The sequence below is a fragment of the Alphaproteobacteria bacterium genome (assembly GCA_016699305.1).
Taxonomy (GTDB): Bacteria; Pseudomonadota; Alphaproteobacteria.
The window spans coordinates 1,380,239-1,394,749 of sequence record CP064970.1; the positions used below are offsets into that span (position 1 = coordinate 1,380,239).

Genomic DNA, 14,511 nt, shown 5'->3' on the forward strand with positions numbered 1-14,511 from the left:
GGCTTGGCGCGTTTATCCTCTTGGCAAAAGGTGGCCCTGTGCCCTAAGAGGCATAGGGTCATCTTTGCTTGACCTGAACCCTAGGCTTTTCTGGAGGCCCCGATGCGCGCCCGCATGATCTTTGCTTTTGTTGTTCTTGCTTTCCTGGCCTTTGCCCAAGGCGGGGCCTTGGCCATGGAGACCACGGCGCGTCAGGCCATTTTGTTGGACGCGACCACTGGCACCGTGTTGCTGGACAAAAACGCCGATCAGCGCATGCCCACCTCCAGCATGAGCAAGATGCTGACCTTGTACGAGGTTTTCCAAACACTGCGCGAAGGCCGGTTGAAGTTGGACACGGCGCTTCCCGTCAGCGAGCGTGCCTGGCGTTTGCAAGGCTCGAAGATGTTCGTGGAACTGGGCGGTCAGGTGAAGGTAGAGGATTTGATCCGTGGCGTGGCCATCCAATCGGGCAATGACGCTTGCGTGGTGTTGGCCGAAGGCTTGGCGGGCAGCGAAGAGTCGTTCGCCGCGCGCATGAACCAAACCGCCCAAAAATTGGGCATGACGTCCAGCCATTTCGTCAACTCGACCGGATGGCCCGATCCTCAGCATTTTTCGACCGCGCGTGACTTGGCCAAACTGGGCGTGCATTTGATCAAGGACTTCCCCGATTATTACCCCCTGTTTGCCGAGACCAATTTCACCTATCACGGCATCAATCAGGGCAACCGTAACCCCTTATTGTACCGGAATATGGGCGTGGACGGCATTAAGACCGGCCATACCGAAGATGCCGGTTATGGGCTGACCGCCGCCGCCAAACGCGGCAATCGGCGTTTGGTTTTGGTGGTGAACGGCTTGTCCAGCATGCAGGCCCGCGCCGATGAAAGCGCCCGTCTGCTGGAATGGGGCTTTCATGAATTCAGCGTCTATGCCCTGTTGCGCGCGGGAGATCAGCTTGACCGCGCCCGCGTTTGGCAAGGCACCGACAAGGACATTCCCCTAACCTTGGGCGAGGATGTGATGCTGACCCTCAGCCGTCCGCAGCGCGCCGATATGAAGGCCATGATCCGCTTTGACGAGCCTGTGCCCGCGCCGATCACCAAAGGCGCGAAACTGGGCACATTGATCCTGACCGCGCCGGATATGGCCCCGATCGAGCGGCCCTTGCTGGCGGGGGCCGATGTGCCGCGCCTGGGCCTCATCGACCGGATGCTGGGCAGCTTGCGTCACCTGATTCTGGGCGAGAACGGCTGATCCCCATGACGACACAGGCGCATCCGGGACGCCTGATCACCTTCGAAGGGGGCGAAGGCACCGGCAAGACCACGCAGATTCGCCGTTTGGCCGAATATTGGCGCGGCCAGGGCCGCGTGGTTGTGACCACGCGCGAGCCGGGCGGCACGCAAGGGGCCGAACGGATTCGCGATTTGTTGGTCAAGGGCGTGCCGGGCCAGTGGGATGGGGTGAGCGAGGCGTTGTTGTTCTATGCCGCGCGGCACGATCATTGGCGGCGCGTCATCGCGCCCGCCTTGGAATCGGGTGCCGTGGTGCTGTGCGACCGTTTCGCCGATTCCACCATGGCCTATCAGGGCTATGGGCATAACATGGACCGCGACTGGATCGCCGCCTTGCACCGGTTGGTGATGCCCGATGCCAAAGTGGACCTGACCATCATCTTGGATCTCCCCGCCGAATTGGCCCTGGCCCGCTCTCGCGGTCCGGAACTTCTCGAAGATCGCTTCGAGCTTATGGAGATCGAATTTCATCAGCGTTTGCGCCAAGGTTATTTGGAAATCGCCCGTCAAAATCCCGCGCGCTGCGTGGTGCTTGACGCCAGCCCCGCGCTTGACGCTGTCGAGGCCGCTATTTGCGCGGTCGTGCACGCGCGCTGGCCCCAAGAGGGACTTGCATGACCTCTCCCGTTCCGCCACCCGCGCCGCGCGTCAACCCGAAACTGGTGGGACACACCCAGGCCCGCGCGGCCTTTTTGCAGGCTTGGCGCACGGGGCGCATGGCGCATGCCTGGATTCTGGCCGGACCGCCGGGCATCGGTAAGGCCAGCCTGGCCTTTGCCATGTCGCGCTTTGTGCTGGAAGGCGGCACGCGGGACGCGCTTGGCACCATGAGGGAACAAGACCCCGTCTTTCGTTTGGTCTCGGCGGGTTCGCATCCCGATCTTTTGACCATCGAACGCCCGATGGACGCGAAGGGCGAGCATCAAAAGGCCGAGATTCCCGTGGATTCCGTGCGGCAATTGGGTGATTTCCTGTCCAAGGCCACCTCACGCGCGGGGGGATGGCGCGTGGTGATCGTGGACGGGGCGCAGAGCCTGAATCGTCACGGTCAAAACGCCTTATTGAAAAACTTGGAAGAACCGCCTGGGCGCAGTCTGATCTTGCTGACCACCACCCATCCCCAATCCTTGCTGCCGACCATCCGTTCGCGCTGCCGCGTGCTGCCTCTATTGCCATTGACGCCTGCCGAGATGAACGAGGTATTGCGCGGCCAAACCGATGACTTATCGCCGTCCGATTTGTCCTTGATGACAGCCCTGGCGCAAGGCGCGCCGGGCCGTCTGCTGGCTTTGTTAGAGGCCGGGGGGCCGCCGCTCTATCACGAATTGATGGCCTGCCTGGCCGCGCCCGATCAGGCCAATCGCCGCCTGGCCCTGGCCGAACGCTGCTCGGGACGTGAAGGGCAAGAGGTGTTTTCTGTCTTAATGGAATGGCTGGCCGCATGGCTGGGGCGCTTGGTCATGGCACGTGTCCGCCAGCAACCGATGCTGTGCCTGGCCGATGAAGAAGCCGCCGCCGTGCAAACCCTGGCCGCTCAATCCACACAAACCCTGCTGGCCGTGGCCGAATCCCTACGCGCCCGCGCCCACGAAGCCCTGGGCATCAACCTGGACCGCAAGGCGGTGTTTTTGGGGGCTTTGGGGTTGGTTGCGTCTTAACGAGTCGGCGCACACAAACACAGGCGCGTTTTATGTTGAGGCCTCGGTGCGATGGGAATCACACATCCCCGGTCGATGATGTCTTTGCAATCCCGCAACACAGAGTGCAGCCCCTCTTGATTGACTTTAGACGCATCCTGATATTCGGGCAGGACTGCCCATAAGGCCACGCGCCTATCAGGGGCGTCATGGCTATCAGACGCAGAGGCTGCCAGTCCCAGATTTACATTGCCCATCCAGAATCGTGTCATCTTTTCCGGAATCATAAAGGGATAGGCCATATGATGGTCCCGAGGATGGCGCATAGGCACATGAGGTGGGCGGATAATCTGTCCGGCATTTTGGCGGAATTGCTCCAGAACCATCTCTGCCACGCAAGCCACTAGGCGCCGGTTACCACCGCGCACCTCGGCCAGAACCAGGGCCTGCGGGGGCGCATCTTTGCAAGGACTCTGATCTTCAAAGTAATCCAACCAAATGTCGGAGAACGGCGTGTTCTTTCTGGGTGGCTCTCCCGGGATCGTGACAAAGGCAACGATTTGGCGCTTGACGCCGGTATCGTACAGACCTTCCTCTAGACGCCTGATTTGATCGTCGCTGATGAGGTCATTCCCTAACCACTGTCGCAGTGTCTCTGGATCGGTTTCCTCCAGTGTTTCCTGATAGAAAAATTCCGTCGGTGCCCTTTTGCGTAAAGCAAAAGGGTGTATCTTCGATATCTTGGTGATACGTTGACTCATATGCGATTATTCCCGTGCTGGATAGTAGCTCCGGAGGGAATATCATGCTTCCGAATACCCATCATATCTTTTTTTGGTTTCTGGCTCGCTCCCCACAAAACGCGCCCGTTGCCAAGGTCGCTTCAACGTCTTGTGATGAATGCGCCATCATTAAAAACCATGGTGCGGGCAGCCGGAATCGAACCGGCACGCCTTGCGACTTCGGATTTTAAGTCCGATGCGTCTACCAGTTCCGCCATGCCCGCGAACAAGACAGCCTCATGCAAGGTCAACAGAATGTCAGAAAACGATTAAAACTTAAAGCCCACCGAGCGCAAGTCGGCTGTCCGATATACCCCATGTCAGTCCGCCCATGAAAGATCGCCATGCCCACCCGTTAACGGTTATGGGGAATCACCTTACGACCCCATAATTTTGAGAGGGTAAGGAGGAAGGAGGGCTTGGGCACAGGATAGGGGAAGCGCAGGTCGCCCTTGCATCGGCGGGCCTAGGCCTAGGCGGTGACGTTGATTTCCGGGCTCTGTGCCGGTTGTCCCAGGGCCAGGCGGCGCATTTGGTCGCGGGCTTGGAGGCATAGGGGGATCAGGTCTTGTTCGGGCGTGGCCATCAGGGCCTCGGCTCCGCCGAACCCGTCCAGCAATTCTTGCACGGCCTTGCCCAAGCGGCCTGTCGGCGTGATGGAGCAGGATGGGGAATCGGGCGTCTCGTCCTCGGGCGCGGCGTATAGGGCCAGCAGATAGAGGGCGCGGCTTTCCAGATAATGCATGCGCCGCGCCTCTAAAGAGGGGCTGGCATCGGGACCTTCGCGCAGCTCTTCCAGAATCTGAGCCATCACGGCGGCGCTGCTTTCGATTCGCGTGGTCATGTCCAATTTCATGCTGGACGGTAGTCCCAGTACGCCCAGCACGGAATCTAGTTCGGCGTCATCGTCATCGCGGGCCGCATCGTCAAAAGATGCGGGAACTTCCCGCGCCCGATCGCGCAAGATGCGCCCTCGGGTCGCCATCACCTCGGTCATCATGCCGTGCATATGGGCCAGCGCCGCGCGTCTCCAGGATTGCTCGGCGGCGTCCATGCGGGATTTCAAATAGCTCAATATCTCCCCTGACGCATCGCCGCGATCTCGTCCGGGGAAAGCCGCATCGCGCATAGTTGCGCCACATCCTCGCCATAGCGTTCTTCAAGCGTCGTCATGTCCATGATCGGGGATCCTTTCACGCCGATAAAGAGGAGAAGAATCTGTCGAACTGCGCCGCCTGGGTCAGGCCTACCTTCATCAAATCATTGACGGCGGCCAGCGCGTCATGCGCCTTGCGGTGGCGATTTTGCAAAATATCCACGTAATCCTGCCGTGCCTCGCCCAATTCACGGTTCACATAGGAATTCTCCAAACGCAAACGCAGATCTTCCCATGCCTGAGCGCGTTGGTTTTCGAGCAATGCGACCAAATCGCGCGCATCGCGGGGATGCTGATCGTAAGCCTGCATCGCTTGGCGCACCGATCGCGCCATATCCGCCGTCAACAGAGACAAAATAGTCTCGACATCCTGCTGCCCCTTTTCCTGCGTGTCTTCCTGGGGAAGGTCTCTCGCGCTAAGGGTTTGCGTGCTCTGGTCGCTCATCGCAAATGCTCCTGGTGCCACGGGTGTTGAATGGGTGGTTGCTCAACTCGTAGGACCATTTATACGGGGTAAAAGTTAATAAATGGTTAACGTAGGTGTATTTTTTTGTACTTATTTGCGTCAAGAGTTCGTGTTGAAACAGAACTCTTCTCATGTCTCATACGGTCTTGGCGCATGTTTTTATTCGGTGTTAATCTGCGTGCCATGTTAACGCCTACACAAATCAAGGCCGCAAGGGCCATGCTCGACCTATCCGTCAAAGATTTGGCGGACGCCGTGGATATGTCTGCTGCGGGGATTACGAAAATAGAAAAAGGACTGACAAAGCCTTACGCAAGTACAATCCAGAAGATACAAGAATATCTTGAAAGTCGTGATTTAGAGTTCATAGAAGATGACGGCGTCAAATTTCAAAGGAAGATTTATAGGACGTTGTGCGGTCAGGACAATTACATTAATTTAATTGATGATATTTACTATACTTTACGCGGAATCAAAGGTGAGTGCCTGTTTCTCTTTGCAGATGACCGTTTGTCGAGCGAAGTTGCGATCGAAGCCGAAAAGCGCTTGCGTTTCGCAGGGATACGAATGCGTAATATAATCAACGAGAACAATGATTTTCTGCGGTATCCCTTGAAAGAATATAAAGCCATTCCATCACTTTACTTTCGTCAATCCTTGATCGTAATATATGGTCGGAAAGTGGCGGTGACCATGCGCGACGAGTCTGATGTTATTATCCTGAGCGATAATAATTTGGCCGAAGCCATGCGTTCCGTCTTTGAGTTCTTTTGGGCCCATGGCACCGATGCCAAGAGCCCTAGCCAACTGGAGACTCGGTAACATGCGCATCAATGGAAGCTACAAGGTCGATGTCTATTCTGCGCCCCATTCTGGCGGTTGGAGGGCGGCGGATTTAGGTGGATCCTGGGGCCGGGCGCATATGAGGGGGGATAAAATCGAATCCATTATGATTTGGATGGCGGAACATTTCGATGATCGCGGACTAGATTTCGCGGATGGCTTGCCGCGTTTCAATCTCATGGACGAGGAAGGATGCGATGAAGCAACGGCCTTGTCCGAATGCCGTCGGCGTGGGGATGCTTGGCTTGAGGCTCATGCGTCGTTAATTCGGCATTATGGAATCAGAGTCTATCGCTGGGATGGCTGGCTTGGGCATACGGATTTTGCGCAAACACTGGATGGATTTACACAAGGCTACCAGAAAGACCCGATCTTTGCGGCTGCCGTGGATGCCGATATCGCGGCGTTTCGTGAACGTTGCCCAGGAAAGAATCCTGTTTTGGCCAGACGCTTTATTCTGGAAGAGTTGGCCGCCGGTGCCTTGATGGGCCGCGAACGTAGATCTATATCGCTCAATCCTGCGCGTGAGCTGGATTCGTTTGCCTATGCACGTTCGCTTGCCGGTGCGGGATTGCCTGATGGTCTAGCCAATCAGAAACATGCGACTTTTAAACTTCGCCTGCAGCGCAATGTAAAGCCTGCAATCTTATCTGCTCCTTATCTTATGAAGGCTGCTGCCTAGGCACCATTCCCCCATGCGTCTGGCGGTTCTGAAGGCCTAGGCCGGTTTTCCTTGTTTCTTGTCGGGGCATAGGCGGCTAGTCTGAGCTTCGTTTTTCGAAGGGGAAAGCGGTTCATGGGCCGGGCTGATCCGCAGCACAGCATGTCTTTTGCATCTCGGGTCGATCCTGCTTTGTCCTTGCAACGGCGGGCCGAGGCTTTGGCGGCCGGATTGATGCCGCTTTTGGTGCGCGCGCCTTTGGGCGCCCAGCATGCGGGGCCGGGGTTGCATGGACGGCGGCGCACGGGGCTGGGCGAGGCTTTTTGGCAATTCAGACGTTATGCGCCAGGCGATTCCGCGCGGGCGATCGATTGGCGACGCTCGGCGCGCGGGGATGCCTTGTTCGTGCGCGAGACCGAGCAAGAATCGGCTCAGACGGTGTGGCTGTGGTGCGATGCTTCCGGTTCGATGGGGTATCGCGGGACGCGCGCGGAGGAAACCAAGCATCGACGGGCGCGGCTGGTGTTGTTGGCCCTGGCTTTGCTGTTGCGCCGCGCGGGAGAGGGGGTGCGGATGTTGGATTCCCCCGCTATGTCCTGGACCCAGATGGCGCAAGACCAAGACATGGACAAAGGGCAGGCCGATCATTTCCCGCATATCGATGCCCTGCCCCGCCGGTCCATCCTGGTCTTAGCGACCGATGCCTTGCAAATACCCGACTTCTGGGCCGATTTGGCGCATCGGCTGCATCAGCGCGGCGCGCGCGTGGTGTTGTGGCGCGTGCGCGACCGCGACGAGATAGATTTCCCTTTTTCCGGCTGCCTGGAGATGAACGGCTTGGAAGGCGAAGGCCATTATGTGTTGCCCTCGGCCCAGGACATGCGTGCGGCCTATGGCGCGGCCCTGGCCACGCATGATGCGCGTCTGGACGCCATCGCCCATGCCGCGCATTGGAGCTTGGCGACCCATGTCACCGACCAACCCGCCGCCGATGCCTTGGTTGCCTTGGCGCAGATTCTGGGCAGTCGCCTCGACCCGGCCTTGGTGCCCGCACGGATGGGCGCGTGATGTCGGGCCTGGTATGGACAACTCCCTGGCTATTATGGGGACTGGCTTTGCTGCCGGGATTGATCTGGTGGCTGCGTCGCCATCCGCCCGCGCCGCGTCCATGCGATTTTCCCGCGATGCGTCTCTTGCTGGGCTTGGCCGTGCCGATCACGCCCCGGCGACGGACTCCGTGGTGGTTATTGGTATTGCGCGGCGGCTTGATCGGCATGCTTATTCTGGGCTTGGCGGGACCGGTGCGCCAGAGTTTCGCGCCGGTGCGGACTCCCCTGCTGCTGCTCATCGACAATGGTTGGGCCGTGGCGTCGTCATGGAACGAGCTGCGCGATAGGGCCGTTCAGGCGGCCTCGCGCGCTCAATACAGCAAAGCGGATGTCTATGTGCTGGCGACCGCGCCCGATGCGTCCGGACAATCTGTGCGCCTGATGGGGCCGATGCCTGCCGCGCAAGCGCAGCGGCAGATTGAAGCCTTGACGCCCCAGCCTTGGCCAACTTCTCGCACCCAGGCCGCGCAAGCGATGGCGGCGGTGCCGTCCGCCGCGCGGGCGATATGGTTCAGCGACGGCCTGGCAAGCTCGGGCGATCCGGCCTTGCGTCAAGCCTTGGACGCGCTGGCGGGATGGGAGGTGACGGCCCCGGCCCGTCGCGCCTTGCTGTTGCGGCCTGTGCAAACCACCGAGCGCGGCTTGCAGTGGAAAATTACGCGGGCGGGGCCGGAGGCGACCGAACGCGCGGTAACCATCCGCGCCATCGGCGTGGATGAAACGGAAATCGGTCGTCAGACCATCATCTTAGCTTCTGGAGACAATGCGGGCGGCGATGTGATGCCGCTGGATCCGATGGCGCTGCGTCAGGTGGCGCGGCTGGAGCTGGCGCAGGACATAGGGGCGGGCGGCGTCAGCCTGATGGATACCCAAGCGCGGCGCGGCCCTATCACCCTTCGCGCCGCCGCCGGACAGGAACAACCTTTGCTGCGCGGCGCGACCTATATTCGCCGCGCCTTGGCACCCGATTATGCCGTGCAAGAACAGGCGCAGATCGTGGATATGCAAGACTCGCCGCCGTCTTTGTTGATCTTGCCCGAAGGCGGCACCCCATCCGCCGACGAATTGCGGCAGTTGCGCGGCTATGTCGAAAAAGGCGGGGTCTTGGTCCGCTTTGCCGGTGGGCAGGCCTTCGATCCGCTTGATCCTTTATTGCCTGCCGTTCTCAGTCGTACGCCGTATCAGGCGCAAGGCGCGCTCGATTGGCAAGGCGCGTTGACGGTGAAAACGCCCGATGCGGATTCGCCCCTGGCGGGACTCCCCGTTTCGTCAGCCGATAAGATCGCCTGGGTCTTGCGCCCAGAGCCTTCCTTGCCGCCAAGCACGCAGGTCTGGGCGCGGTTGTCCGATGAAACGCCCTTGGTCCTGGCCCAGCCCATCGGCCAAGGATGGTTGATCCTGGTCACCGCGCGTATCGATTCCTTGGGCGGTCCCTTTGTCTTGTCGGAAAGCTTCGTCTTTTTGGTGCGGCATATGGCGCGACTGGCCCATGCGCCGCGCTTGGACCTGGCCACACCGCGCAAGTCTTTCGAGGAGGGAAGCTTGCCCGCGCATGAGGTGCTGAACGGCCTCGGTCGCCTGGCTCCGCCTGGGGAGGCCGTGCTGGCCTTGCCGGCGGGTGAGATATGGTCGCCTTCGCCCCAGCATCCGCCCGGATTTTATGGTCGTCCAGGCGACATGCAGGCGCGGAATTTGGGCGCGGTGTTGCCTGATTTGACGCCTTTATCCAATGCCCGAACCTGGCAACGGCAAGAGGATGGCCCGCAACCTTTAGGGGGATTCTTGTTGGCCTTGGCGGGATTGATGCTTGTGATCGATCTGGCACTTCTGGCGCGGCCCAGGGGCAAAAATCGGGCGGGGGCATGGTTGGCGTTGATTCTGATGGTCGCGCCCGGCGCGGCAGGGGCGACCTCGGTCGATCTGACGCGCGCCGATTTGGTGCTGGCCTATGTGATGACCGGCGATTCCTCCACGGACCGCCTCAGTGCCCAAGGATTGCGGGGCCTGGCCCGGGTTTTGGAGCAGCGCACCAGTCTGGTTCATGTCGCCGTCACGCCGGTGGCGTTGGATCGGGACGATCTGGCTTTGTATCCCCTGCTTTATTGGCCGCTTTCGGACGCGCAAGCACCGCTGGAGACGGACCAAGCGCGGCGTTTGGACGCCTATTGGCAACAGGGCGGGATGACTCTGTTCGATTTGCGCGGCCAGGACGGCGCACAGTTGAACCGCGTGTTATCGGCGCTGACTTTGCCGGCGCTTGAGCCTTTGCCCAGCGATCATGTGCTGACTCGCAGCTTTTATCTGATGAAGGAATTCCCCGGTAGGCGTCCCAGCACGGCCTTGTGGGTGTCCTTAGGCACCGAGCGGCAAGACGGTATCGGGGCTCTCGTGGTGGGTGATCAGGATTGGGCTTCGGCTTGGGCGGTGGATTCGAGTGGCCGTCCGATGGTGGATTTATCCCCCGGCGGAGAAGCGCAGCGCGAGATGGCCTACCGCTTTGGCGTCAATCTGGTGATGATGGCGCTGACAGGCCGCTATAAGACCGATCAGGTTCATTTGCCCTATATCCTGCGCCGCTTGAATCGCGAGCCGATGCCATGAACACGCTGACAAGCCTGGTATGGGATCCCGTTCTTCCCCTTGCGGTTATGGTGATACTTGCCGTGGCGTTGACGGCGGGTTTGGTCTGGGCATGGCGCATGCTTGCACCTGCGGCGCGGATATGCCGTGTGCTTGTGGCGGCGGCGCTGATTTTGGTTTTGGCGAATCCGCAACAAAGGGCGCAAACGCGCCGCCCCTTGCCCGATATCGCCCTTGTGGTGGTCGATGACAGCGCCAGCATGGCTCTTTCGGGCCGTATCGCGGGACGGGATGCGGTATTGGCGGCGTTGCAAGAAAAGCTATCTCATGCGCCCGAGATGGAATGGCGCGTGGTACGTGTGGCGGGCGAAAAGGAAACGCGCTTGGCCCCGGTTTTGGCCGAGGCTCTGGGCCAAGTGCCCAAGGATCGCCTGGCGGGGATCATGATCCTGACCGATGGCCAGATTCACGACTCTGCCGCCGAGCTTGCCGCTCTTGCGCCGCGCGGCCCGGTGCATGTCTTGATGATCGGCGAAAGGGACGAAAAAGATCGCCGCCTTGTCCTGTCACTCGATCCCGTCCAAGGGGTGGTGGGAGGCCAAGCCCATCTGCGTTTGCGTGTCGAGGACAGCCCTAAGGCGTTCTCGCGCGAGGCCCCGGTCACATTGTTCTGGCCCGATGGGCGGGTGCAAAGCCTGTCCGTGCCGGTGGGGCAGGATATGGACTTTCCTTGGCCGCTTGACCATGCGGGGACACAAAGCGTCGCGGCGCAGACTGTTGTCGTGGAAGGCGAAGTCGCTGCCAGCAACAATGCGGTTGCCGGACAGATGACGGCGGTGCGCGAAAGGATGCGGGTGCTGTTGGTCTCGGGCGTGCCCGATGCCGGGACGCGCGTGTGGCGCAATCTGATGAAAAGTGATCCGGCGGTGGATTTGGTGCATTTCACCCTGTTGCGACGTATGGCCTCGCAAGACCCCACACCGCCGCAGGACATGGCCTTGATCCCCTTTCCGGTGCATGAGCTTTTCGGGCGTCGCCTGGCGGATTTTGATTTGATGATCTTCGATCGTTTTGCGGCCCTCGATCTGCTGCCTACCGGCAGTTTGGCCCGCGTGGCCCAGCGTGTGCGGTCGGGCGGCGCCTTGTTGGTGACCATGGGGCCTGAGGAGGGCGAGGCCATGGAGCTATCCACCTCGCCCTTGGCCGATGTGTTGCCCTTATTGGCGCGGCAGGGATTGGGTGATGCGTTCCATCCCCGTTTGACGCCCGAGGGACGCCGCCATCCCGTGACCGCGTTTTTGGACGAAGACCCCGCCCCGTATGGACGCTGGCTGCGCCAGGTTTTGACCGCGCCCGGCCCCGTTCCTGGCCATGTCTTGCTGCAAGGCGCGCAGGATGCGCCTTTATTGGCCCTGGCCAGTCCCGGCCAAGGTCGGGTGGCGCAGTTGACCTCGGATCAAGTCTGGCTGTGGGCGCGCGGCTTTGAAGGCGGCGGACCCTATGGGGAGTTCATGCGCCGCTTGGTTCATTGGCTGTTGCGCGAGCCTGATCTTGAAGACACGCGGTTGACGGCTCGGCGTCAAGGCCAAGAGCTTATCGTCGAACGCCGCAGCGTCGATCCCGAAGCGGTGGAGGCGCAGATGATCGCGCCAGACGGCTCCAGTCAGACGCACGCCATGACTCCAGACGCCAAGGGGCTGGCGCAACTGCGTTTGCCTGCCGGACAAGACGGTCTATGGCAGGTGCGTGAAGGGACGCGCCATGCCTGGGCCTTGCCGACCTTGACGCGCGAAGGCTCGGCCCTGGTGGCCAGCGCCCAGGCATTGGCATCTCTGGTCAAGGCCAGCGGCGGCACGCTGCGCTGGTTGGGACGCGATCCGCGCTTATCGGATATTGCGGTGACTCGCGTGCCGCCTTCTTTCCGCACCGATGGCGGCGACGGCCTCGCTTTGGTCGCCCATGGGGCCTTTGTCGAGACGGGGGCTACCTCGCGCCCTGTGCTGGATCCGGCGGCCATGGCGGGTTTGATGGTCTTTTTCCTGCTATGGGCGTGGCGGCGCGAGGCGCGCAGAAAGAGCGAACATTAACGTACAAAAAACGAACATATAAAGAACTCAGCTTGACAGGCCCTTCGTCTTCTGATATGGACAATAGCGCGGGGATCATTGGGCCACATGCCCAACCCCGCCGAAATCTTCCTTTCCATTCGGATGTCATGTTCCCAAAGCCCGGCCCTGTATAGGCCGGGCTTTTTTTCGCGCATCCGCCCTATCCCCTCGATTGCGAAGGAGCCGTCCATGAGCCAATCGCCTCGTCTTGGTCTGCCCTATCTTGTGTCCGGGCAGGCGCAAAAGGAAGTCACGCATAACGATGCCTTAAACGGCTTGGATTTTCTGGTGCAGCTGAACGTTCTGGATCGAGACTTGAACACGCCCCCTGCCAGCCCTACTGAGGGCGACACCTATATCATCGGGCCATCCCCCACAGGAGCCTGGGCGGGTCAGGCGGGCAAGCTGGCCAGTTATTATGCCGGATGGCAAATCCGCACACCCGCCGAAGGCTGGCGCGCCTTTGTGCGCGACGAGGACCGTCTGGTCATCCATGACGGCACGGGCTGGGCGGGGTTTGTCCATGCGGCCAAGGCCGGTTCGGCCTCTGTGGTCGGGTATGGATTCGATAGCGATGCGGATACGGGGCTTTTCCGTCCCGCCGCCGACACGCTGGCCTTGGCCACGGCGGGGGCTGAACGCGTGCGGGTGACCAGCACGGGATCATGGCTATTGGGCCGGACCAGCGTTGGATTCAACGGCCTGGTTGAGGCGGAATATTCCAGCGCCACACGCAGCGGCATCGTGTGTAACGACACCGCCACCAGCGGCACGGGCACGGCCTTGGCCTTTCGCATGAATGGCGCGGCGGTGGGCTCCATAACCACCACGACGGGCGGCACCGCCTATAACACCACCTCCGACCGGCGTTTGAAGGACGCTATCGAAGATCTGCCCGATTGCGGGGCGTTGCTGGACTCTTTGCGTCCGCGCCAGTGGCGTTGGCGCTTTGGCGGCGAAACGGGGGCGGGATTCATCGCGCAGGAATTGGCCCAAATCTTGCCCCTGGCCGTCACCCCGGGCGATGACGGCGCGCCCGCCTTTGGCGATCCGGGTTTTCGCGCTTGGGCGGTCGATCTGTCGCGCCTGGTTCCGTATTTGGTGGCCGAAATCCAGTCTTTGCGCCGCCGCGTGGCGGCCCTCGAATCCCTTTCCTCACCCTCGACACAGGAGATATGACATGCGCTTTACCATCAGCAACGCCCTGGACACCGTCACCGCCGGCATCGGCGTGGGACAAAGCCTCTCGGGCGATCTGGCTCTTGGCGGGTTGCGCCTGGCCGCCATTCAGATGCCTGCCGCCTGGACGGCGGCCAGTTTGACATTCCAGGCCAGCGTGGATGGGGCCGTCTGGTCCAATCTCTATGACGCGGGCGGGGTGGAGCTGGCCATCAGCGCGGCCTCGAACCGTTTGATCCTGGCCGATCTGGCGCAATTTGCGGGGCTACCCTATTTGCGCGTGCGCTCGGGCACGGCGGCCTCGCCCGTCAATCAGGCGGCGGATCGTAGCCTTAATCTGATCTTGCGCAGCGTTTAATCCAGAAGGAGGACGATTCATGCCCGCATATATCGACCATTATTGGCGGTGCGCCCAGCTTCAGCCCTTGGCGCAGGCTTTGGCCGAACATGTCAACATTCTGGGACCGTTATTGGACGATCAAGGCTGCTGGTACGGGTCAGTCCGCGCCGAATACGCCTTGCCCCTGCCGCCCGATTGCGAAGACGCGACACCCGAAATTGCTCAGGCCGTTCTTGGTTTGTGGGCTTAGATATGGCTCGGTTTTGATATATCGAGCATGAGCCGGCACGAGGGGATATACAGCGTTAGTATCGATGTCGTGGGCGGAGGTTTCTGTATGTTTCTTGCATCCGCTTAATGACTTGGTAGC

At 60.5% G+C, this 14,511-nt stretch carries 14 protein-coding genes and 1 tRNA gene; 11 read left to right on the forward strand and 4 right to left on the reverse strand.

Going from position 1 to position 14,511, the window contains the following annotated elements; translation table 11 throughout:
- Positions 1–102: 102 nt before the first annotated feature.
- Genes IPI58_06560 through IPI58_06570 form a run of 3 tightly spaced genes read left to right on the forward strand, consistent with a single transcriptional unit; the run spans position 103 to position 2,938 of the window.
- Positions 103–1,239: a D-alanyl-D-alanine carboxypeptidase gene (locus tag IPI58_06560; GenBank protein ID QQR68505.1), complete on the forward strand. Its 1,137-nt coding sequence runs from the start codon at positions 103–105 to the stop codon at positions 1,237–1,239.
- A 5-nt stretch (positions 1,240–1,244) separates the two neighbouring features.
- Complete coding sequence (locus IPI58_06565; GenBank protein QQR68506.1) at positions 1,245–1,898, forward strand: dTMP kinase; 654 nt, start codon at positions 1,245–1,247, stop codon at positions 1,896–1,898.
- Positions 1,895–2,938, forward strand: a complete 1,044-nt coding sequence (locus IPI58_06570; protein QQR68507.1) for a DNA polymerase III subunit delta' — start codon at positions 1,895–1,897, stop codon at positions 2,936–2,938. Before IPI58_06565 ends, IPI58_06570 begins: the two co-directional genes overlap by 4 nt.
- On the opposite strand, the gene IPI58_06575 is transcribed toward IPI58_06570, so the two are convergent.
- The 4 genes from IPI58_06575 to IPI58_06590 form a co-directional block, all read right to left on the reverse strand.
- Positions 2,935–3,678, reverse strand: coding sequence for a hypothetical protein (locus IPI58_06575; protein QQR68508.1), 744 nt, complete (start codon positions 3,676–3,678; stop codon positions 2,935–2,937). The two genes, IPI58_06570 and IPI58_06575, sit on opposite strands and share 4 nt — an antisense overlap.
- A gap of 160 nt (positions 3,679–3,838) precedes the next feature.
- A tRNA-Leu gene (locus IPI58_06580) sits at positions 3,839–3,923 on the reverse strand.
- 248 nt (positions 3,924–4,171) lie between these two features.
- Positions 4,172–4,774 (reverse strand): hypothetical protein, encoded by a 603-nt coding sequence (locus IPI58_06585; GenBank protein ID QQR68509.1) that lies wholly within the window; start codon positions 4,772–4,774, stop codon positions 4,172–4,174.
- A gap of 118 nt (positions 4,775–4,892) precedes the next feature.
- Positions 4,893–5,300, reverse strand: coding sequence for a hypothetical protein (locus tag IPI58_06590; GenBank protein QQR68510.1), 408 nt, complete (start codon positions 5,298–5,300; stop codon positions 4,893–4,895).
- 174 nt (positions 5,301–5,474) lie between these two features.
- Here IPI58_06590 and IPI58_06595 point away from each other — a divergent pair, with 174 nt between their 5' ends.
- From IPI58_06595 to IPI58_06630, 8 genes are all read left to right on the forward strand, one after another.
- Positions 5,475–6,143, forward strand: a complete 669-nt coding sequence (locus tag IPI58_06595; GenBank protein QQR68511.1) for a helix-turn-helix domain-containing protein — start codon at positions 5,475–5,477, stop codon at positions 6,141–6,143.
- A 1-nt stretch (position 6,144) separates the two neighbouring features.
- Positions 6,145–6,846 (forward strand): hypothetical protein, encoded by a 702-nt coding sequence (locus IPI58_06600; GenBank protein QQR68512.1) that lies wholly within the window; start codon positions 6,145–6,147, stop codon positions 6,844–6,846.
- Between the two features lie 114 nt (positions 6,847–6,960).
- Complete coding sequence (locus tag IPI58_06605; GenBank protein ID QQR68513.1) at positions 6,961–7,893, forward strand: DUF58 domain-containing protein; 933 nt, start codon at positions 6,961–6,963, stop codon at positions 7,891–7,893.
- Entirely contained in the window at positions 7,893–10,535 is a 2,643-nt protein-coding gene (locus tag IPI58_06610) for a DUF4159 domain-containing protein (GenBank protein QQR68514.1), read from the forward strand. The genes IPI58_06605 and IPI58_06610 overlap by 1 nt, the downstream gene beginning before the upstream one ends.
- Complete coding sequence (locus IPI58_06615; protein QQR68515.1) at positions 10,532–12,601, forward strand: hypothetical protein; 2,070 nt, start codon at positions 10,532–10,534, stop codon at positions 12,599–12,601. The genes IPI58_06610 and IPI58_06615 overlap by 4 nt, the downstream gene beginning before the upstream one ends.
- A 210-nt stretch (positions 12,602–12,811) precedes the next feature.
- The gene (locus tag IPI58_06620) at positions 12,812–13,801 is read left to right on the forward strand and encodes a DUF2793 domain-containing protein (protein QQR68516.1); all 990 of its coding nucleotides are present in this window, start codon (positions 12,812–12,814) and stop codon (positions 13,799–13,801) included.
- 1 nt (position 13,802) lies between these two features.
- Positions 13,803–14,159: a hypothetical protein gene (locus IPI58_06625; GenBank protein QQR68517.1), complete on the forward strand. Its 357-nt coding sequence runs from the start codon at positions 13,803–13,805 to the stop codon at positions 14,157–14,159.
- Between the two features lie 19 nt (positions 14,160–14,178).
- On the forward strand, positions 14,179–14,391 hold the full coding sequence (locus tag IPI58_06630) for a hypothetical protein (protein ID QQR68518.1): 213 nt from the start codon (positions 14,179–14,181) through the stop codon (positions 14,389–14,391).
- Positions 14,392–14,511: the final 120 nt, after the last annotated feature.